The organism is Micromonospora sp. NPDC047465 (genome assembly GCF_040643125.1).
Taxonomy (GTDB): domain Bacteria; phylum Actinomycetota; class Actinomycetes; order Mycobacteriales; family Micromonosporaceae; genus Micromonospora.
Window position 1 is genome coordinate 13,753 of the sequence record NZ_JBEYTP010000044.1, and the last position, 20,902, is coordinate 34,654.

General features: G+C 75.0%; 15 protein-coding genes. 6 read left to right on the forward strand and 9 right to left on the reverse strand.

Going from position 1 to position 20,902, the window contains the following annotated elements; genetic code table 11:
- Positions 1-5: 5 nt before the first annotated feature.
- Together ABZ793_RS28695 and ABZ793_RS28700 are read right to left on the reverse strand one after the other, a co-directional pair.
- Positions 6-1,994: an acetoacetate--CoA ligase gene (locus tag ABZ793_RS28695; protein ID WP_357462473.1), complete on the reverse strand. Its 1,989-nt coding sequence runs from the start codon at positions 1,992-1,994 to the stop codon at positions 6-8.
- 206 nt (positions 1,995-2,200) lie between these two features.
- Positions 2,201-2,719 carry an acyl-CoA thioesterase gene (locus tag ABZ793_RS28700; protein ID WP_357462476.1) on the reverse strand — a complete coding sequence of 173 codons (519 nt, stop codon included), beginning with the start codon at positions 2,717-2,719 and terminating at the stop codon, positions 2,201-2,203.
- A gap of 23 nt (positions 2,720-2,742) precedes the next feature.
- Here ABZ793_RS28700 and ABZ793_RS28705 point away from each other — a divergent pair, with 23 nt between their 5' ends.
- The gene (locus ABZ793_RS28705; RefSeq protein ID WP_357462479.1) at positions 2,743-3,402 is read left to right on the forward strand and encodes a hypothetical protein; all 660 of its coding nucleotides are present in this window, start codon (positions 2,743-2,745) and stop codon (positions 3,400-3,402) included.
- A 41-nt stretch (positions 3,403-3,443) separates the two neighbouring features.
- Here ABZ793_RS28705 and ABZ793_RS28710 read toward each other — a convergent pair whose 3' ends face one another.
- Positions 3,444-4,607, reverse strand: a complete 1,164-nt coding sequence (locus ABZ793_RS28710) for an acyl-CoA dehydrogenase family protein (protein ID WP_357462482.1) — start codon at positions 4,605-4,607, stop codon at positions 3,444-3,446.
- Positions 4,608-4,854: 247 nt separating this feature from the next.
- Here ABZ793_RS28710 and ABZ793_RS28715 point away from each other — a divergent pair, with 247 nt between their 5' ends.
- The 3 genes from ABZ793_RS28715 (at position 4,855) to ABZ793_RS28725 (ending at position 11,758) form a co-directional block, all read left to right on the forward strand.
- Positions 4,855-6,282 carry a UDP-glucose/GDP-mannose dehydrogenase family protein gene (locus ABZ793_RS28715; RefSeq protein ID WP_357462485.1) on the forward strand — a complete coding sequence of 476 codons (1,428 nt, stop codon included), beginning with the start codon at positions 4,855-4,857 and terminating at the stop codon, positions 6,280-6,282.
- Between the two features lie 164 nt (positions 6,283-6,446).
- The gene (locus ABZ793_RS28720) at positions 6,447-11,363 is read left to right on the forward strand and encodes a permease (protein WP_357462488.1); all 4,917 of its coding nucleotides are present in this window, start codon (positions 6,447-6,449) and stop codon (positions 11,361-11,363) included.
- Positions 11,364-11,413: 50 nt separating this feature from the next.
- Positions 11,414-11,758, forward strand: a complete 345-nt coding sequence (locus ABZ793_RS28725; protein ID WP_357462491.1) for a cupin domain-containing protein — start codon at positions 11,414-11,416, stop codon at positions 11,756-11,758.
- Between the two features lie 66 nt (positions 11,759-11,824).
- Here the strand turns inward: ABZ793_RS28725 and purE are convergent, their stop codons facing one another.
- The 6 genes from purE to mca all read right to left on the reverse strand — a co-directional run bounded on the left by purE (position 11,825) and on the right by mca (position 19,610).
- A complete protein-coding gene (purE, locus tag ABZ793_RS28730; RefSeq protein ID WP_357462544.1) occupies positions 11,825-12,316 on the reverse strand; it encodes a 5-(carboxyamino)imidazole ribonucleotide mutase in 492 nt (163 codons plus the stop codon).
- 29 nt (positions 12,317-12,345) lie between these two features.
- On the reverse strand, positions 12,346-13,527 hold the full coding sequence (locus ABZ793_RS28735) for a 5-(carboxyamino)imidazole ribonucleotide synthase (RefSeq protein WP_357462494.1): 1,182 nt from the start codon (positions 13,525-13,527) through the stop codon (positions 12,346-12,348).
- A 77-nt stretch (positions 13,528-13,604) separates the two neighbouring features.
- Positions 13,605-15,599 carry a thioredoxin domain-containing protein gene (locus tag ABZ793_RS28740; protein WP_357462497.1) on the reverse strand — a complete coding sequence of 665 codons (1,995 nt, stop codon included), beginning with the start codon at positions 15,597-15,599 and terminating at the stop codon, positions 13,605-13,607.
- A 77-nt stretch (positions 15,600-15,676) separates the two neighbouring features.
- A complete protein-coding gene (locus ABZ793_RS28745) occupies positions 15,677-18,139 on the reverse strand; it encodes a bifunctional diguanylate cyclase/phosphodiesterase (RefSeq protein WP_357462547.1) in 2,463 nt (820 codons plus the stop codon).
- Between the two features lie 247 nt (positions 18,140-18,386).
- Positions 18,387-18,680 carry a hypothetical protein gene (locus tag ABZ793_RS28750; protein WP_357462500.1) on the reverse strand — a complete coding sequence of 98 codons (294 nt, stop codon included), beginning with the start codon at positions 18,678-18,680 and terminating at the stop codon, positions 18,387-18,389.
- Positions 18,681-18,728: 48 nt separating this feature from the next.
- A complete protein-coding gene (gene mca / locus ABZ793_RS28755; RefSeq protein ID WP_357462503.1) occupies positions 18,729-19,610 on the reverse strand; it encodes a mycothiol conjugate amidase Mca in 882 nt (293 codons plus the stop codon).
- Between the two features lie 192 nt (positions 19,611-19,802).
- Between mca and ABZ793_RS28760 the strand changes: the two genes are divergently transcribed.
- Together ABZ793_RS28760 and greA are read left to right on the forward strand one after the other, a co-directional pair.
- Positions 19,803-20,237 carry a DUF4307 domain-containing protein gene (locus ABZ793_RS28760; RefSeq protein ID WP_357462506.1) on the forward strand — a complete coding sequence of 145 codons (435 nt, stop codon included), beginning with the start codon at positions 19,803-19,805 and terminating at the stop codon, positions 20,235-20,237.
- Between the two features lie 152 nt (positions 20,238-20,389).
- Positions 20,390-20,887, forward strand: coding sequence for a transcription elongation factor GreA (gene greA, locus ABZ793_RS28765; RefSeq protein ID WP_357462509.1), 498 nt, complete (start codon positions 20,390-20,392; stop codon positions 20,885-20,887).
- The last annotated feature ends 15 nt before the right edge of the window (positions 20,888-20,902 follow it).

The window sequence follows — 20,902 nt, forward strand, 5'->3', positions numbered from 1 at the left end:
TCGGGTCAGGCGGGGGTGGACTCCGGGTGGGTGGCGCGGCGCTGGGCGAGCGCGGCGAACGCCGACAGGGACTCCGGGTTGGCCAGGGCGCCCTTGGCCGCCGCCGAGTCGACCGGGGTGCCCGTGAGGATCTTCTTCACCGGCACCTCCAGCTTCTTCGCCGAGAGGGTGCGCGGCACGGCGCGGACCTGGTGGATCTCGTCCGGGACGTGCCGCGGCGACAGGGCGGTACGCAGCTCCCGGCAGATCTTCTTCCGCAGCGCGTCGTCCAGCTCCAGGCCCTCGGCGAGCACCACGAACAGCAGCAGCTCGCCGGCGCCGCCCTCGTCGTCCTCCAGGTGCACCACCACCGAGTCGACGACCTCGTCCAGCCCCTCGACGACCGAGTAGAACTCGGCGGTGCCCAGCCGCACGCCGCCCCGGTTGAGGGTGGCGTCGGAGCGGCCCGTGATCACGCAGCCGCCCCGGTCGTTGATCGTGATCCAGTCGCCGTGCCGCCAGACGCCCGGGTAGAGGTCGAAGTACGCCTCCCGGTAGCGGGCGCCGTCCGGGTCGTTCCAGAAGCCCACCGGCATGCTCGGCATCGGCTCGGTGATCACCAGCTCGCCCAGCTGGCCGATCACCGGGGTGCCGTCGGCCGAGCGGGCCTCCACCTTGGCGCCCAGCGCCCGACAGGTGATCTCCCCGGCGTGCACCGCCAGCAGCGGCACCCCGCCCACGAAGCCGGTGCAGACGTCCGTGCCGCCGGAGAGCGACTGGAGCTGGAGGTCGTCGCCGACGGTCTCGTACACCCAGGTGAAGCCCTCGGCGGGCAGCGGGGCGCCGGTCGAGCCGACCCCGCGCAGCGCGGTCAGGTCGGCGATCTCCCTCGGCACCAGCCCCGCCTTGCGGCAGGCCAGCAGGAACGGCGCGGACGTGCCGAAGTACGTGGTGCCGGTCTCCTCCGCCAGCCGCCACAGCGCGCCCAGGTCGGGGTGGCCCGGGTTGCCGTCGAACAGCACGATCGCCGCGCCCACCGCCGGCCCGGAGACCAGGAAGTTCCACATCATCCAGCCGGTGGTGGTGAACCAGAAGAACCGGTCCGCCGGGCCCAGGTCGTGGTGCAGGGCCAGCATCTTCAGGTGCTCCAGCAGGATGCCGCCGTGGCCGTGCACGATCGGCTTGGGCAGCCCGGTCGTGCCGGAGGAGTAGAGCACGTAGAGCGGGTGGTCGAAGGCGACCGGGGTGAAGGTCAGCGGCTCGTCGGTCTCGGCGGCCAGGTCGGACCAGGCGAGCGCGCCCTCGGGCGGCGGGCCGGCCGGGTCGAGGTAGGCGATGCCGACGGTGTGCGCCAGCGACGGCAGGGCGGCCCGGATCGCGGCCACCTCGCCGCGCCGGTCCACCGGCTTCTCGCCGTACCGGTAGCCGTCCACGGCGACGAGGACCTTCGGCTCGATCTGCTGCCAGCGGTCGGTGACGCTGCGGGTGCCGAACTCGGGCGCGCAGGAGGAGAAGATCGCGCCCAGGCTGCTGGTGGCCAGCAGCAGCACGTACGTCTCGGGGATGTTCGGCGCGTAGGCGGCCACCCGGTCGCCGGCGGTGACGCCGAGCCGGCGCAGCCCGGCCGCCACCCGGCGGACCTGCTCGCGCAGCCCGGCGGCGGTGAGGGTGACCGGCGCCCGGGTCTGGCCGTGCGCGATCACCACCGGGTCGTCGTCGGCCCGGCCGGGCATCCGCAGCACGTTCTCGGCGTAGTTGAGGGTGGCGCCGGGGAACCAGCGGGCGCCGGGCATCCCCCGGTCGGTCAGCGTGGCGGTCGGCGGGGTGTGGGCGACCACCTCGAAGTGGTCCCAGACCGACTGCCAGAACGCCTCCAGGTCGGTGACCGACCAGCGCCACAGCTCGTCGTAGTCGGCGAAGTCCACGCCCCGGTGCTCACGCAGCCAGCGCAGGTAGTTCCCGATCCGGGACCGCTCGCGTACGTCCGCCGGCGGCGTCCACAGCACGTCACCCACTGCTCCACCCTCCCCCTGGCCCCGCACGACACTGTGAAATGGGCCGTGGCGCCATCTTGCCCTACCTCGAAGCGCCATTCTCCGCACCCGGCCCCCGTCGGCGCACGTGCGGAACCCACATGCCCCACCACCACCCTGTGTGGGAAGTGCCAGGAAGGCCCCCCTTCCGCACGGCTGCGGTGGACGAAGGAGCCCTTCCCGATGCCTCAGCCGGCGCGGTGGGCCTGGATGGCGCGGCGGCGGGCGAGGCGGTGGGCCCGGCGGATCTCCGCCTCCCGGAACCGCCGCTCGTCCTCCGGGGTCTCCGGCAGCACCGGCCGGACCGCCCGTGGCGCGCCGCCCACGTCGACGCCCACGAAGACGAGGTACGCGGTGGCCACCCCGACCGGCTCGTCCTCGGCCGAGTCCCACCGCTCGGCCACCACCCGGACGCCCACCTCCATCGAGGTCTGCCCGGTCCAGTTCACCTGGGCGTGCGCGTGCACCAGGTCGCCGACCCGGACCGCCTCGGCGAAGACGATCTCGTCGATGGCCGCGGTGACCGCCGTACCGCCGCTGTGCCGGGCGGCCGCCGCCCCCGCCACGTCGTCGATGAACTTCATCAGCACCCCGCCGTGCACGGTGCCGTAGAGGTTGACGTCGACAGCGGTCATGATCCGGCTCAGGGTGACCCGGGAGTACGAGGTCGGCTTACCGGCCGGCGCGGTGGAGGGGTGCTCGGTCATGTCGGAAACGGTACGGTGCGCGGATGCGACATCTCTGGAGCTTCCTCGCCGGGCTGGTGGTGGCACCCGTCACGTGGGTGCTGGTCGCCCTCGGGCAGGACGGGTCGGCGGGCACCGTCGACCGTTGGGTCGAGATCGGCACGTCCAACTCGGCCAATCTCATCGAGCCTGCCGTCTACCTCGCCGTCGGCGGGATCCTGCTCGGCCTGCTCGCCACGCTGCGCATCTCACCGCTCGGCCCGCTGGTGGCCGGGCTGCTGCTCGCCGCCCCGTACGTGGGGATGTTCGCCGCGCCCTTCGAGGTGCGGGACCGCATCCCGGACGGCTGGAAGGTCTTCGGTGACCCCCTCCCGCTGCACGCGCCGGTGGAGAACGGCACCCTTTTCCTGATCGGCCTGCTGCTGATCATGGCGACGTTCAGCGGGCAGCGCTGGCGCCGGTGGCCGCGCCCGGCCGCCGAGGTGGCGCCGGAACCCGCGACCGGCCCGGAACGGGACGACTTCACCCTGACCGACTGGCCCTCGGCCGGCTCGGCCGACCAGGACACCGCCCCGCTGACCCTGGGCTACCCGGACGACTCGACGCCGACCGAGCCGCTGCCCCGCCGCACCGGCGGCGAGTCGCCGTGGTCGGCGCCGCCGCGCACCGGCAACCGGCCGGAGGACACGACCGAGATCCGGTGACACGTCGGGCGGGCCGGGAGACCGGCCCGCCCGACGGCCGGTCAGTCCTTGAGGAGCTGGCGGGCCATCACGATGCGCTGCACCTGGTTGGTGCCCTCGTAGATCTGGGTGATCTTGGCGTCGCGCATCATCCGCTCGACCGGGTAGTCCCGGGTGTAGCCGTAGCCGCCGAGCAGCTGCACCGCGTCGGTGGTGATCTCCATGGCCGCGTCCGAGGCGAAGCACTTGGCCGCCGCGCCGAAGTAGGTCAGGTCGGCGTCGCCGCGCTCCGACTTGCCGGCGGCGGCGTACGTCAACTGTCGGGCCGCCTCCAGCTTCATGCCCATGTCGGCGAGCATGAACTGGACGCCCTGGAACTCGGCGACCGCCTTGCCGAACTGCTTGCGCTCCTGCACGTACCCCTTGGCGTAGTCGAGCGCCCCCTGGGCGATGCCGAGGGCCTGCGCGGCGATGGTGACCCGGGTGTGGTCCAGCGTCCGCATCGCGGTGGCGAAGCCGGTGCCCTCGGCGCCGATCATGCGGTCCGCCGGGATCCGGACGTTGTCCAGGTAGACCTCGCGGGTCGGCGAGCCCTTGACGCCGAGCTTCTTCTCCGGGGCGCCGAAGCTGACCCCGGCGTCGGACTTCTCCACCACGAACGCGGAGATGCCCCGGGACCGGGCCGTCGGGTCGGTCACCGCGAAGACCGTGTAGAACTCCGAGACCCCGGCGTTGGTGATCCAGCGCTTGACGCCGTTGAGTACCCAGTGATCGCCGTCACGCACGGCGCGGGTGGTCATCGAGGCCGCGTCGCTGCCCGCCTCCGGCTCCGAGAGGCAGTACGAGAACATCGCGTCGCCCGACGCGACCCGGCTCAGGTAGCGGCGCTTGAGCTCCTCCGAGCCCGCCAGCAGCAGCGGCATGGTGCCCAGCTTGTTGACGGCGGGGATCAGCGAGGACGACGCGCAGGCCCGCGCCACCTCCTCGATCACAATGGCCGTGGCCAGGGCGTCCGCGCCCGCGCCGCCGTACTCGACGGGGATGTGCGGGGCGTGGAAGTCCGCGGCGCGCAACGCGTCGTAGGACGCCTTCGGGAACTCACCGGTCTCGTCCGCCTCGGCCGCATGCGGGGCCACCTTGGCCGCACAGACCTCACGGACCGCCTCCCGGATCGCCTCGTGCTCCTCCGGCAACCGGTAGACGTCGAACGACTGCTCTGCGGCCATGTCGGCCCCTCCCCTTCACCGCTATCATGCGCAGTCTGTAGCGTCTTGTGACCGTCGACGGCGCAGACTGAAGGATAGCGACCAAACCCAGGCGATGTTACCGCCGCGTAGGCTATGGCACGACGAGCGTCGACGCCGCCCGGCGATGATGGAAGTGACAGGCATAGAGTCCCTCCGGTGCCCGCCCAGGCGCCGCAGCAGAACGCGACGCGACGACGCGGCGCCAGCGCGAGCGGAGAAGACAGGCGTGACGATCCCGTACCCGAACACCCAGCCGATGCCCGCCATCGCCGCGGTGACGCCCCCGTCGGGCGCGCAGCGGCCACGGGTGACCTTCCTGGGCACCGGCTACCTCGGTGCGACGTACGCCATCTGCTACGCCGAACTGGGCTACGAGGTCCTCGGCTTCGACGTCGACGCCGACAAGATCGCCATGCTGAACGCCGGCGAGGTGCCGATCCACGAGCCGGGCCTGGACGAGCTGCTCAAGCGCAACCTGGCGGCCGGGCGGCTGCGGTTCAGCACGGACATCGCCGAGGTCGCCGAATTCGGCGACGTGCACTTCATCTGCGTCGGCACGCCGCAGATCGCCGACGGCATGGGCGCCGACCTGTCGTACGTCGAGGCGTCGGTCACCAGCCTGGCCCAGCACCTGACCCGCAAGGCGCTGATCGTCGGCAAGTCCACCGTGCCGGTCGGCACCGCCGAGTGGGTCGAGCAGCTGGTGAGCAAGCACACCCCCGCCGACCTCGGCGTCGAGGTGGCGTGGAGCCCCGAGTTCCTCCAGGAGGGCTTCGCCGTCGACGACGTGCTGCGGCCCAACCGGATCGTGGTCGGCGTCAAGAGCGAGTGGGCCAACGGCATGCTCTACGCCGCCCACAAGGGCGTCTTCGACCTGGCCGCCACGGAGGACCGCGAGGTGCCCCTGGTGGTCACCGACTTCGCGACCGCCGAGCTGGTCAAGGTCGCCGCCAACGCCTTCCTCGCCACCAAGATCTCCTTCATCAACGCGATGGCCGAGGTCTGCGAGGCCGCCGGCGGCGACGTCACCCACCTCGCCCGGGCCATCGGCTTCGACCCCCGCATCGGCAACCGCTTCCTCCAGGCCGGGCTCGGCTTCGGCGGCGCCTGCCTGCCCAAGGACATCCGGGCCTTCCAGGCCCGCGCCCAGGAGCTCGGCGCCGGGGAGGCGCTGCGCTTCCTGCACGAGGTCGACCTGATCAACATGCGCCGCCGGACCCGGGTCGTCCAGCTCGCCGCCGAGCTGCTCGGCCGCCGGTCCGGGCCGGCCGGGCCGGACCTGTCCGGCACCCGGATCGCCGTGCTCGGCGCGACCTTCAAGCCCAACACCGACGACGTACGCGACGCCCCGGCGCTCGCCGTCGCGTCGCTGCTGCGCAAGGCCGGCGCCGACGTGCACGTCTACGACCCGCAGGGCATGGAGCGGGCCCGCGCGGTGGCCCCCGAGCTGGTCTACGAGCCCGGCGTCAACGAGGCCGTGACCGGCGCCGACCTCGTCTGCGTGCTCACCGAGTGGGCCGACTTCCGCAACGCCGACCCCGTCGCCCTCGGCGAGCTGGCCGCCGGCCGCCGGGTGGTCGACGGGCGCAACTGCCTGGACTCGGCACTGTGGACGCAGGCCGGCTGGGAGTACCGCGGCATGGGCCGCCCCTGACCATCGACCGCTGAAACGGCCGGCCGTGGAGCACGCTCCGCGACCGGCCGTTCGCCGTCCGCCCTGACGATCTTTGCCCCGGACCCGCCGACAACTGTCGAAATCCGCGCCCGCATTCGGCATGCTGCCAAGGTGGGAGTCCACAGTGCGGGTGGAGGGGTGTCGTGGCGAGCTTTCAGTGCTCCTCGTGCGGCCAGGAGATCAAACCGGCCGTCAGCTGCCCGCACTGCGGCGCGCACCAGCCACAGTGGGTCGAGCACCTGGCGGAGATCGAGCGGTCCATCGCGGAGATGAAGGCCCGCGAGGCCGCCATCGCCAGCGAGCAGCGGCAGATCGCCGCCAAGATGCAGGCCGCGCTCTTCCAGCGGGACATCCTCGCGCACGCCGGTGAGGAACGTCTCAAACAGGCCACCCGCCCCCGCCGGGTGCTGCGCCGCCGGCCCGGCCGCCGCCCGCCCACCGCCGCCACCGGCGCACCGCCCCGGGTGCCCCGGCAGGGCACCCCGGCCGGCCCGGAGGAGCCGCCCCCGCCGCCGAGCGCCACCTGGCTCGACGCCGACGACCCGGAGCATCCGCCGGAGGCGTCCTCCCGCGAGGTGCAGAACATCCCCCTCGGGCTCGGCGCGCTGCTGCTCGGCGTCGCCGCGGTGGTCTTCGCCGCGGTGGCCACCAGCTCGATGGACGCGCTGGCCCGGCTGGGCATCCTGCTGCTCGCGACCGTGCTGATGCTGCTCGCCCCGCCCGTGCTGGCACGGCGCGGGCTCACCTCGACCGCCGAGACCATCTCCGCCGTCGGCCTGCTGCTGGTGCCGCTCGCCGGCTACGCGCTGTGGGCGGTGGACCAGATCGGCAACGGCGGCGCCTCGGGTGCCGTCTTCGCCGGGGTGATCTTCGCCGTCACCGCCGGCGTCTCCTTCGGCTACGCGGGCTGGACGGGGCTGCGCGCGCCCCGGTTCGCCGCCGTGCTGGCCGCCCAGCCGGTGCTGCCGCTGTTCGCGTACGACCGGGTCACCGGCCCCGGCGGCTGGGCGCTGGTGCTGACCGCGGTGGCCGTGCTCGACCTCTGGCTGGCCCGGTCACCGGTCACCGTGGAGCGGCCGGTCCGCCGGGACCTGCCCGAGCCGCCGGCCGCCCCCGCCGCGTCGGCGGCACCGGCCACGCCCCGCCAGCGTCGCGCCGAGGGCCGGCCGGAGGGGGCCCCGGAGGAGGCCGGCGAGGTGCTCGACGGTGACCCGCCGGAGCAGGCGACGCCGGCCCCGGCCGCCCGGGCGGTGCCGTGGCTGCGCGAGCTGACCTGGACGCTGCACGGGGTGGCGGTCGCCGTCGCCCTCGCGTACGCCGTCTCCGCCCTGCTGCGGGCGACCACCGTGCCGGCCGCGACCGGAGCGGGGCTGGTGCTGTTGCTGGCCGCTGCCGTGGGCCTGGCCGGGACGCTGGTGCTGCGCCGGCCGCCGTTGCCCGACCTCGGCGCCGGGATCTTCACCCTGGCCGTGATCGGCGCGCTGAGCCGGATCGCCTCGGTGGCGCTACCCGGCCGGGCGCTGCTGCTGATCGCGGCGGTCATCACCGTCACCGGGCTCGCCGTGCGGGCGGTGCCGGAGGCCGCCCGGCGCGGCCCGCAGCTCGCCTCGGCGGTGGCGCTCACGGTCAGCGGGGTGGTCGTCGCCGGCGGGGCCCTGCGCGCCGGCGTCGCCCCCGTCCGAGCCGCGCTGCCGGCCTGGGCGGCCGACCTCGACCGCTACCCGGCCGAGCTGGCCGCGGCGGTCGGTCCGGCCGCCTGGCAGCTCGCCGCGAGCGCCTTCCTGCTGACCGTGGCCGCGGTGCTGGCCCTGCCGCCGGAGATCCGCCGGGAGTTCGCGGTGGTCGGCGCGGCGCTGACCGCGCTCTCCGTACCGGCGTCGTTCGGTCTCGGGTGGGCGATGGCGCCCTGGCCGATGGTGCTGACCGCGATCGGCATCGGGGTCGTCGGGCTCTCCGCCCGGACCGGACGGGCGGCGGTGGCGCACGCGGCCGCCGCGGCCGGCGTCGGGCTGTTCGGGGCGGGGGCCGCCCTGGCCCGGCCGGCGCTGACGACCGCGGCCCTGCTCGCGCTCTTCGCCGCCGGGGTGCTGGTCGCCGTGGCGCCCCGGATGCGGCTCGCCCCGGCCGCGGCCGACACCGTCTCGGCCTGGGCCGCCGGCGGCGCGGCGTTCGCGCTGCCGGGCGCGGTGGCCGCCTTCGTCGCCGCCACCGTGCCGACCGACCCGACGCCCACCCCGGCGAGCCTGCGCGAGGCCACCGTCCCGGTGCTGGCGGCCAGCTTCCTGGCGGTCTGCGTCACCCTCGGCTACGCCGCCATCGTGCAGGTGTCCCAGCGACACGTCCCGGCGCCGCTGGCGGTGGGCACCGCCCTGGGCACGGTCGTGGTCACCGCCGCCGCGTTCGGGGCCCCCGGCGCCACCGCCGCCGACGCCTGGGTCGGCGGGCTGCTGCTCGTCGCCGCCGCGATGGTGGTGTTCGCCGGCCCCATCGACGCGGGCCGGCGCTCCGACCTCGCCCTGGACGGCTCCGACCTCGCCGCCGCGGCGGTGACCGCCGCCCTGATCGCCACCCTCGCCCGGATCGCGGCGGTGCTCGCCCCCGGCGGCCAGCTCGCCGTCGCCGCCGGGCTGGTGCTGGTGGTCGCGGTGGCCGCCCGCGCGATGCCGGAGGAGTGGCGGCGCGGGCCGATCCTCGGCCTCACCGTCGGCGGCGTGCTCATCGGCGTGCTGGCCGGCTGGAGCGCGCTGCGCGGCGGGCTGGGGGTGCTCGCCACCCCCGGCCCGATCTGGGCCGGCGACCTGACCGGCTGGCCGGCCGCGCCGACCGGCGGGTCGGCGTGGCAGGCGCCGGTCGCGCTGGCCCTGCTCGGCGTCGCCGCCGCGGTCCTGCTGCCGCCACCGTGGAAGTACGACGTGTCGGGGGCGGCAGCCGTGCTCGCCACGATCGGCGCGCCGGCCGCGTTCGACCTGCCGTGGTGGTCGCCGGTCCTGGTCGGCGGCATGGTCGCCACGGTCTTCGGGATGGCCGCCGTGGCGGCGACCGACCCGCGCGCCGGGCTGTCCCGGGCGGTCGTGGCGGGCGTGGTGGCCCTGCACGCCGCCGGGGCCGGCCTGGTCCGGCCGTGGACCACCGCGCTGGCGCTGGGCAGCATCGCGCTGATCGGCGTGGTGGTGGCGGCGCTGGCCCGGACGCTGGCCGTGCCGCTGGTCGACGACATCGAGGCCGAGGGGATGCCGCCGCACCTGGCGCAGATCGGGGGCGCCGCCGCCGGCGCCGCCCTGCTCGCGTCCCCGGGCGCGGTCGCGGCGCTGGCGGCCGAGTTCGGCCGCTCGCCGGAGGTGGTGCTCACCGCCGCGCTGGCCGCGTCCAGCCTGGGCCTGGCGGCGATGGCCGCCGCCCGGCGGCGGGTTCCGCAGTACCTGCCCTGGGCGAGCGCGGCGGTGGCCGGCGGCGCCACCGTGACCGCGCTGGCCGCCGTCCCCGCCGGGCTGCCCGTCGGGGTCTACGCCGCCGCCGCGGCCCTGCTCGGGGTGCTCGCCGAGCTGGCCCGCGGCGCGACCGAACCGCCGGCCGGCTCGGCCCAGCCGGTACGGCGCTGGTCGGTGCTGCTCGACGGGGCGCTGCGGCGGCTGCCGGACGACGGCACGCGGCGCTGGCGGCTCAGCCCTGCCGCCGGCGCGCTCGCCGTCGCCGCGCTGCCCACCGTCCTGGCGCTGGTGTCGATCGCGCCGGCCCTGGTCGTCGCCCTGGTGGAGCCGCACCGCGGCCTCGCCCGGGTCTGGCAGGGGCCACCGCCGGAGCTGCTCACCCCGCCGCCCGGCGCGGTCGACCCGACCCACGTGCTGACCGCGCTGCTGCTCACCGCGACCGCCGCGCTGGCCGCCACCGGGTTCAGCGGCGGCCGGCGCTCCCGGGCGGTGCCCGTGGTGCTGCCCGGCGCGGCCGTGACCCTGCTGATCACCCCGGTGGCGTTGGGCAACGGCTGGCCGGCGAGCACCCTCGCAGCGCTGGCCGTGTTCACCATCTCGATGCTGGGCCTGGCGCTGACCCCGCCCCCGCCGCTGGTCGAGCCGGCCCGTTCCCTGCGGCTGACCCGGGTGCTGGTCTTCGCCATCGGGCTGGCCGCCGGGGGCGCGGGGCTGGCCGGCAGCCTCGCCACCCGGGAGCTGACGCTCTTCACGCTCGGCGGCGCGGTCGGCGTCGGCACGGTGGCGGCGCTGTTCGGCACCACCCAGCGGGCACGCATCCTCGGCTGGCTCTTCGCCTCGCTGATGGCGCAGCTGTTCGTGCTCACCGTCGGGCTGGTGGCCGGGCTCGCGGCGGTCTGGTCCGCCTTCGGCGTGCTGGCGGTCGGCGCGGCCCTGCAGGTGTTCGCCGCGACCCTGCCCCGGCTCCGCCGTCCCGAGGCCCAGCGCGAGGCGGCCACCGTGGAGTGGAGCGGGCACGCCGCCGCCCTGATCGCCCTGGCCCTGGCCTTCGACTCGCCCCGGCACATCGCGGCGCTGCTGGCCGCCTGGGGCGCGGTCCTCGGCGTCGCGGCCACCCGGCCGGGCCGCCGGCCGGCGGAGCGGCGCATCCTGTTCTGGGCGGTGGTGGTCTGCGAGATCGCCGCCTGGTGGATCATGATGCGGGTGGCCGACGTGGCGCTGCCGGAGGCGTACACGCTGCCCTTCGCGGCGCTCGCCCTGCTCGTCGGGGTGCTGGAGCTGCGGCACCGGCCCGACCTGAGCAGCTGGGTCGCGTACGGGCCGGCGCTGGTCACCGCGTTCGTGCCGACCCTGGCGATCGTGCTGGCCACCGACTCCAGCACGCTGCGCCAGGTGCTGCTGCTGCTCGGCGCGGTCGCGGTGCTCATCTTCGGCTCGACGAGCCAGCAGCAGGCGCCGGTGATCGTCGGCGCCGCCGTCACCGCGATCGCGGCGGTGCACGCGCTGTTCAGCCTCGGGCCGTGGCTGGCGCTGATCCCGGTCGGGCTCCTGCTGCTGGTGCTCGGCGCGAGCAACGAGCGCCGCCGCCGCGCCCAGGAGCGCCTCCAGACCGCCCTGCGCGGCATGAGATGACGCATCCGGGCGCTCCCGGGCCCGGGGCCGGGGTTGGCTACGCTCCGGCCATGCGGATCATCGAGGGCGCCGGGGCGTGGACCCCGCCCGTGGGGGCGGCCAACGACTGGGTGGAGCACCTGCGGGTGCCGGACCTGTCGGTGGGGACGTACTGCGTTCCGGCCGGTGGGCTCGACGATCAGAGCCCGCACACCGAGGACGAGATCTACGTGGTGACCGCGGGGCGGGCCAGGATCGTGACCCCGGACGCCACCGCCGAGGTCGGCCCCGGCTCGGTGATCTTCGTGCCCGCGGGCGAGGAGCACCGGTTCGAGGACGTCACCGAGGACCTGGCGCTGCTGGTGGTGTTCGGCCCGGCGTACGGGTCGCGCACGCCCGGCCGGACGGACGCCTAGTTCGGGCCGGGCCCGCGCCCGCACCCCGACCGGCAGACCCGTGCCCGACAGCGCCGAGGGTGCAGGTCAGGCGAGGGAGGCGCGCAGCGCGGCGTCCTTCTCGGCCACCAACTGCTCCAGGTCCGCCTGGTAGGCCGCCATCCGGTCGAGCAGGGCGGGGTCGCCGGCCGCCAGGATCCGTACGGCCAGCAGCCCGGCGTTGCGGGCGTTGCCGATCGACACGGTGGCGACCGGGATGCCGGCCGGCATCTGCACGATGGAGAGCAGCGAGTCCATGCCGTCGAGGTGCTTCAGCGGCACCGGCACGCCGATCACCGGCAACGGCGTCACCGAGGCGACCATGCCGGGCAGGTGCGCGGCGCCACCGGCCCCGGCGATGATGACCTTCAGGCCCCGGTCGACGGCGGCGCGGCCGTACTCGATCATCTTGGTCGGCGTGCGGTGCGCGGAGACCACGCCGACCTCGTACGACACCTCGAACTCGTCCAGCACCCCGGCGGCGGCCTTCATGGTCGGCCAGTCCGAGTCGCTGCCCATGATCAGCCCGACGGTGCCCACAGCGGCGTCCGCACGTTCACCGGTCCCGCTCACTGGTGTCCCTCCCGCAGCCAGCGGGCGGCCCGCGCGGCCCGCGTCCGTACGTCGTCCAGGTCGTCGCCGAGCACCGTGACGTGCCCGATCTTGCGGCCGGGTCGCACCTGCTTGCCGTAGAGGTGCACCTTGGCGCCCGGCTCCGCCGCGAAGAGGTGGTGCAGCCGCTCGTCGATCGACATCCCGCCCGGCTCGCCGCCGAGCACGTTCGCCATCACCACGACGGGCGCGGTCAGCGAGGTGTCCCCCATCGGGTAGTCGAGCACCGCCCGCAGGTGCTGCTCGAACTGCGACGTGCGCGCGCCCTCGATGGTCCAGTGCCCGGAGTTGTGCGGCCGCATCGCCAGCTCGTTCACCACGATCCGGCTGCCGGCGGGCGCGGTCGGGTCCGCGACCTCGAACAGCTCCACCGCGAGCAGGCCGACCACGCCGAGCGCGGTGGCCAAATCGATGGCGAGCTGCTGGGCGGCGACCGCCAGCTCCTCCGGCAGGCCCGGCGCGGGGGCGAGCACCTCGACGCAGATGCCGTCCCGCTGCACCGTCTCGACCACCGGGTACGCCGCGACCTGCCCGAACGGCGACCGGGCCACCTGCACGGCGAGTTCCCGGCGCAGCGCCACCCGTTCCTCGACGATCAGCCGGGTGCCGCCGGCCAGCAGCGTCGCGGCCAGCTCGACGGCCTGCGCCGCGTCGCCGACCAGCCAGACGCCCCGGCCGTCGTACCCGCCGCGGGCCGCCTTGAGCACGACCGGCCAGCCGGTCTCGTCGCCGAAGGCCACCAGGTCGGCGGGCTCGGCGACCGGTCGCCACGCCGGGTTCGGCGCGCCCAGCTCGCCGAGCCGCTCCCGCATCACCCGCTTGTCCTGCGCGTGCAGCAGCGCGTCGGCCGGCGGGAAGAGCTTCACGCCCTCGGCGGCCAGCGCCCGGATGTGCTCGGTGGGGACGTGCTCGTGGTCGAAGGTGACCACGTCGCAGCCCTTGGCGAAGGTGCGCAGCGCGGCGAGGTCGGTGTGGTCGCCGTACTGGACGTCGGCGGCGACCAGCGCGGCGCCGTCGTCGGGGGCCAGCGCGAGCACGCGCAGCGACTGGCCGAGGGCGATCGCGGCCTGGTGGGTCATCCGGGCCAGCTGGCCACCACCCACCATGCCGACAACAGGCAGACCGGTACGGGAATCCATAGCGGCGCCAGCCTATCCGGGCGACCCGTCCCCCGCCCCGCCGGATGGCCGATCGCACACCGCCGCGGCCGTGGGCCTCAGCGCCGGCCGAGCTGGCCGACCAGGTCCTCCACCGTCGTCACCGGGCGCTCGCAGACGAAACCCCGGCAGGCGTACGCGGTGGGCCGCCCGTCGACCATCGGCCGGTCGGCGAGCAGCGGCACCCCGGCCTGTCCCGGGCGGCCCGCCACGATCACCGCGCCGGGCGGGGCGTGCCGGTGCGCCGCCGCCACCAGCGGGTCGCCGGTCGGCTCGTCGGTGACCACCGCGATCTCGTACGGCCCGGAGAGCAGCGCCTCGCCGACGGTGGCCGCGTAGCCGGTGAACCGGGCGTGCCGGCCGACGATCGGCGCCACGGTCGACAGCGCGGCCTCGGCGGCCTTCCGGTAGCGGGTCTCACCGGTCAGGGCCGCGTACGCGACCAGCGCCGCGACGATCGCCGAGCGCCCGGACGGGGTGGCGTTGTCGGTGGGGTCGGCGGGGCGCGTGACCAGCCGCTCGGCGTCGTCGGCGGTGTCGTAGAACCCGCCGCCGGGGGCGGCGAACCGCTCCAGCGCGACGTCGAGCAGCCGACCGGCCAGCGTCAGCCAGCGCCCCTCCCCGGTGAGCTGGTGCAGCGCGCAGAACGCCTCGGCCACGCAGCCGTGGTCCTCGAGCACGCCGGCCGGCTCGCCGACCACGCCGGCCCGGGAGACCCGGCGCAGCCGCCCGTCCACGATGTGCCGCTCGGCGAGCACCTCGCCGATCCGGATCGCGGCGGCGGCGGTGACCGGGTCGCCGGTGAGCGCGGTGTGCTCGACCAGCGCGGTGACCGCGAGCCCGTTCCAGGAGGCGACGACCTTGTCGTCCCGGGCCGGCTGGGGCCGGGTGTCGCGGACCTCGCGCAGCCGGGCCCGGATCCGCTCCCACCGGGCGGCCACCTCGGGGGCGGCGTCGTCCACGTCCCGGGCGAGCCGCAGCACGCTCGTGCCGTGCTCGAACGTGCCCTGCTCGGTGACGGCGAACAGGTCGGCGGCGAAGCGGCCGTCGTCCTCCCCCAGCGCCTCCACGAGCTGGGCCGGGGTCCAGGAGTAGGTGAGCCCCTCGACGCCCTCGGTGTCCGCGTCCAGCGCGGAGGCCAGGCCGCCCTCGGGCGTGCCCAGGTCGTCGATCATGAAGGCGGCGGTCTCGGCCGCGACCCGGGCGGCCAGCGGGTCGCCGGTCAGCCGCCAGAGCTGGGTGTACGTCCGCAGCAGCAGCGCGTTGTCGTAGAGCATCTTCTCGAAGTGCGGCACGGTCCAGTGCGCGTCGACCGAGTAGCGGGCGAAGCCGCCGGCGAGCTGGTCGTAGATGCCGCCGCGGGCCATCGCCTCGCAGGTGTGCCGGGCGACCTCCAGGCTCCGCGCCGAGCCGGTGCGCTGGTGGTGCCGGAGCAGGAAGAGCAGGTTCATGTGCGGCGGGAACTTCGGCGCGCCGCCGAAGCCGCCGTTCACCTCGTCGTACTCCCTGCCGAGCTGCTCGGCCGCGGCGTCGAGCAGCGCGGCGTCCAGCGGCGCGGTGGGGCCGCCGACGGCCTGGGCTCCGCCGATGGCCTCGACCACGGCGGCGCCCTGCGTGATCACGGCGTCCCGCTGGTCCCGCCAGGCGGTGGCGACCGACTGGAGCAGCCGGACGAAGTTCGGCCGGGGAAAGTAGGTGCCGCAGAAGAACGGGGTGCCGTCCGGGGTGGCGAAGACGGTCATCGGCCAGCCGCCCTGCCCGGTCATCGCCTGGGTGGCGGTCATGTAGACGGCGTCGACGTCGGGGCGCTCCTCGCGGTCCACCTTGATCGAGACGAAGTCGTCGTTCATCAGGGCGCCGACCTGCTCGTTCTCGAACGACTCGTGGGCCATCACGTGGCACCAGTGGCAGGCGGCGTAGCCGACCGAGATGATTACGGGTACGTCCCGGCGCTTCGCCTCGGCGAACGCCTCGGCGCACCACGGCCACCAGTCGACCGGGTTGTCGGCGTGCTGGAGGAGGTACGGGCTCGTGGCGTCAGCGAGTCGGTTCACCCGACGACCATAACGAGCCGGTGCCCCGCCCGCCCGCGCTCCGTGCCCGCCCGCTGGTGCGGGTGCGCCGGGCCGGGTCAGGAGGCGCCGTCGGCGCGCAGCGGGAAGACGTTCGGCCGGGCCTCGTCGAGCAGGGTGCCCAGCACCGCGCCGATCTTGTCGGCCGGCATCGGCTTGAAGAAGTGGTAACCCTGCGCGGCCGTGCAGCCCAGCTCGGCCAGGGCGGACCGCTGCTCGGCCGTCTCCACGCCCTCGGCGACCACCCGCAGCCCCAGCTCGTGGGCCAGGCCGACGGTCGTCCGCACGATCGCCGCCGCCTCCGGCGAGTCGGCCATCCGGATCACGAAGGAACGGTCCACCTTGAGCTCGTCCACGGCGATCCGGGTGAGGAACGTCAGCGAGGAGAAGCCGGTGCCGAAGTCGTCCACCGCGAGCTGCACGCCCATCGACCGCAGCGTGGTGAGCACCTCGTCGATGACCTCCAGCTCGCTCATCACCACCGTCTCGGTGATCTCCAGGACCAGCCGGTCCGGCGGCACCTCGTGCCGCCGCAGCGCCTCGGCGATCTCGGCGGGCAGGCGGGGGTCGAGCAGGCTGCGCGCCGACAGGTTGACCGAGATCGGCACGTCGACCCCGTCCCGGGCCCAGCCGGCGGCGACGGCGAGCGCCTTGTCCAGCACGTAGCGGGTGAAGCTGCCGAGCTGCTCGCTGTTTTCCACCGGCCGGATGAAGTCGTGCGGGCCGAGCCAGCCCCGGCGCGGGTGCCGCCAGCGGATCAGCGCCTCCACCCCGGTCGGCGCGCCGGTCGCCAGGTCGACCGCGGGCTGCAACGCCAGCACCAACTGGTCGTCGACCTTCAGCGCCTCGCGCAGCTCGGCCAGCAGGGCCAGCTGGTCGGTGCTGGCGGCGTCCCTGGTGGCGTCGTACGCGGCGACGCTGCCGCCGCCCTCCTTGGCCTGGTACATCGCGATGTCGGCCCGGCGCAGCAGCTCGGTCAGGTCGGCGGTGCCGGCGTCGGCGACCACCACCCCGACGGAGGCCTCGACGGACATCCGGACCCCCGCCACCTCGGTCGGCGCGGCGAGCCGCTCGGCGATCTCGCGGGCCTGCCGCAGCGCGTACGCCATCGGGGCGGCGCGGTCGCCGAGCACCGGGACCGACGTCAGCAGCAGGGCGAACTCGTCGCCGCCGAGCCGCGCGAGCAGGTCCCCGGGGCGGGCGAGGGTGCCCAGCCGGTTGGCGGTCAAGCGCAGCAACTGGTCGCCGGCGGCGTGCCCGAGGGTGTCGTTGACCTCCTTGAACTGGTTGATGTCGAGCAGCAGCAGCGCCACCGGATGGTCGTGGGCGAGCTGCCGCAGCGCCTGGTCGCCCTTGCTGAGCATGGCCGACCGGTTCACCAGCCCGGTGAGCTGGTCGTGCACCGCCTCGTACGACGAGCGGGCGGTCACCAGACGCAGCTCCCGGTGGGTGGCGGCGTCGTGCAGGGCGGCGGCGAGGGCGTCGCCGAACGCTGCCACGGCGTCGCGCTCCCGGGCACTGGGCGGGGCCGAGCGCGGGAAGCGGACCCGCAGCTCGCCCACCCGCGCGGCGCCCACGGTGAGGGTGCGGACCAGCTCGTGCTCCTCCGGTTCGGTCCGGCCCGGCGGCGCGACCTCCCGGTCGACCAGGTGACCACCCGGGTCGCCCCGGTAGCGCCGCCACCGGCCGTCGCCCCGGGCGACGTCGACGTCGACGAGTTCGGCGTTGAACAGCGTCAGCGCCCCGGTCACCGCCGCGGTGGCGACCCCGCGCTCGTCGAGCTGGTTGAGCGCGGCGGTGGCCTCGGCGAAGGCCCGCCAGGCGCGGCGCTCCTGGTCGGCGCGGAGCCGGTGCCGGTAGGTCTGCTGGAGCAGCCAGAGCGGCGGCGGGAGCAGCAGCAGCCAGCGCGCGTCGAGTTCCAGCAGCGCCAGCACGACCAGCCCGACGGCGACGTTGCCGACGAACATCAGCAGCTTGCCGCGGAGCGCGGCGAGCAGCGGCGGGGCGACCGGGATGCCGTGCCGGAGCGCCAGGGTGGCCCCGCCCAGCCAGGCGGTCGCGAGCAGGTAGGTGACCGACCCGGCGACCACGGCCAGGGCGAGCCCCGGCGTCGGCGCGGCCAGCAGCGGCCGGCCGAGCGCGGTGGTGACCGAGACGGCGAGCGCGGTGGCGGCGGTCAGCGAGGCCGTGATCCGGACGACCTCCAGCACCGGCCGGCGGTCGCCGAGCAGCGACATCGCCGACCAGGCGAGCCCGGCGCCGAGGAGCGTGGCGGAGGGCAGCCAGCCGGCGGGCGCGAGGTAGAGGCAGATGATCAGCGCGGCCTCGCCCCAGGTGATGCTCACCATTCCGGCGGCGGTGCGGAACCGCAGCCGGGCCAGCTGGGCGACGGCGAACACGACGACGGCGATGCCGAACCGGGCCGGCCCGCCGAGCGCGTCGTCGGCGGGGAGGCGCGTCGGCAGGGTCCACCCCACCGCGGCGGCGACCAGGGCGGTCAGCGCGACGGCGGCGGTGAGCAGGAGCAGCCGCGGCGGGGTGCCGCGGTCGTCGAGCCGGTCGGGCGGCTCGCCGGCCCTGCCGGACGTCACCGATCCCCTCCGCCCACGGGCCGATCGCCGGTACGCCGGGCGGCCGCTGCTGTGGTGGTCATCGGCGCCCCCTTCCGCGCACGGCTCGGGAACTCTTGGTCCCCCGGCGGAAGGCTAAGGCAAACCGGGTGGCCGCAACAGGGGGCGACGACCCGGTTCGACGTGAATCATGCGTGGACTACCCGTTGCGGCGCTGCTGACGCCCTTTGGGGGCGTCCGAGGATGAATCCTGCGCCGGCGTCCCGTCTGTCGGATCGACGACCGCCGCGTCCGCCCGGTGCGCGTCGACGGACGGCCCCTGCTGGGGGAACCGGTCGGGCAGCCGGCGCAGCCGGGCGTTCATGTTGCGGATCAGCAGGACGGTCGCCGTCCCCAGGATCAGGATGAGGAAGAGGCCCATCGGCCCCGCCAGGCCACCCGAGCGGGTGTCCCCGAAGTTGTTCTGGGCGAGCACCTGTGCAGCGGTCAGCATGGCGTTCCTCCGGTCTGCGGTTGGTGACCAGCGTAGCCGCCCGCCGGATCAGCGGGCATGGACCGTCTCACGCACCCCGGCGAAAAGGTCGGACTCGGGCAGCGGGCTGTCGACCAGCGAGCGGACCAGCTCGAAGTCCTCCGTGGGCCAGGCGCGCCGCTGCACCTCCATGGGCACGTGGAACCAGAAGCCGTCCGGGTCGATCTGGGTGGCGTGGGCCCGCAGCGCGTCGTCGCGGACCGGGAAGTAGTCGGCGCACTCCACGCGGGTGGTGATCCGGGGGCCCTTGTCGGGCCGGTCCTCCCAGCGGGTGAGCCACTCCGCGTAGGGCGACTCCCGGCCGGTGGCGAGGATCGCCTCGTGCAGGGCCATGATCTTGCCCTTCGAGAAGCCGATGTCGTAGTAGAGCTTGAGCGGCTGCCACGGCTCGCCCAGCTCCGGGTAGCGCTCCGGATCACCGGCGGCGTCGAAGGCCGCCACGCTGATCTTGTGCGTCATGATGTGGTCGGGGTGCGGGTAGCCGCCCTGCTCGTCGTACGTGGTGACGACGTGCGGGCGGAACTCGCGCATCAGCCGCACCAGCGGGCCGGCCGCCACCTCGACGTCCTGGAGGGCGAAGCAGCCCTCCGGCAGCGGCGGCAGCGGGTCGCCCTCGGGCAGACCGGAGTCGACGAAGCCGAGCCACGCCTGCTCGACGCCGAGGATGGCCCGCGCGGCGTCCATCTCGCCCCGGCGGATCTCGGCGATGTTGGCCCAGACGTCGGGCCGGTCCATCTTCGGGTTGAGCACGCTGCCGCGCTCGCCGCCGGTGCACGTGACCACGAGGACGTCGACCCCTTCGGCCACGTACTTCGCGGTGGTCGCGGCACCCTTGCTCGACTCGTCGTCAGGGTGTGCGTGAACGGCCATCAGTCGCAGTCGCTCTGCCAACGTCGGCGCTCCTCGTCTCTGGCGGCCGGCGGACCCCCCGCGGGACCGCCCGGCTGACCTGCCGGCATCCTCCCCCCGCGCCGGGACCTGGCGGTGCCGACGTGTCATTCTTGACGACGGGACGGGCTGGGAAGATGGAACTCTGCCATTCTTGCCGATGCCGCCGACAACAACGCCAGGAGATACCCGCCGGTGACCGAGACGCACGCCACACTTCTGCCGGGCGCGCCGGCCTTCCCGCCCGGCCGGTACGGCCGCCGCCGGGAACGCGGCCGCCGCCGGCCGCTGCTGGCGGCGCTGCTCGTGATCGCCCTCGTCGCGGCCCTGAGCCTGGTCGCGGTCCGGCTCTACCGGCAGTACGGCGACCCGAACTACGACGCCCAGGTGATCACCTACACCGGCATCACCGACAGCCAGGTGCTGGTCGACTTCCAGGTCACCGTGCCCGAGGGCGGGTCGGCGGTGTGCCTGCTGCGCGCCCGGAACCGTGCCGGCGCCGAGGTGGCCAGGGAAGAGGTCACGGTGACCGCCCGGCCGGGCCAGCGGCAGGTGACGGCGCAGCACCGGCTGGTCACCAGTGCCCGCCCCTTCATCGGCGAGGTGGTGCGCTGCCGGCCCCCGGCCTGAGCAGCCACGACGCGGGCCGGACGCGCCGGCACAGGCGACACGGCGGCGCCGGACGGGGTGCCGCCGGTGATCGTCGACACCCCCGTGTCGTACCGCACTGGTAGCTTGGAGGTTCACCTGTCAGCCAGCACGCACATCTGAGGAGACCGCCTGTGTCCACTGGCAACGAGGCGCCCGCCACCTGGCTGTCCCAGGACGCATACGACCGGCTCCAGGCCGAGCTCGACGAGCTGATCGCCAACCGGCCGGTCATCGCCGCCGAGATCAACGCCCGGCGCGAGGAGGGCGACCTGCGGGAGAACGGTGGCTACCACGCCGCCCGCGAGGAGCAGGGCAAGGCCGAGGGGCGCATCCTCTACCTGAAGGAGCTGCTCCGCACCGCGCAGGTCGGCGAGGCGCCGACCGCCGACGTGGTGTCCCCCGGCATGGTCGTCACGATCTACTTCGACGACGACAAGGACGACACCGAGACGTTCCTGCTCGGCTCCCGCGAGATCGCGTCGACCACCGACCTGACGGTCTACAGCCCGGAGTCGGCGCTGGGCAAGGCGATCCTGGGCGGCCGGGCCGGTCAGACCTGCACCTACACGGCCCCCAGCGGCGCCGACATCAAGGTGACCGTGGTCGGTTTCGAGCCGTTCTCCGGCTGATCCGCACCGCCCGGC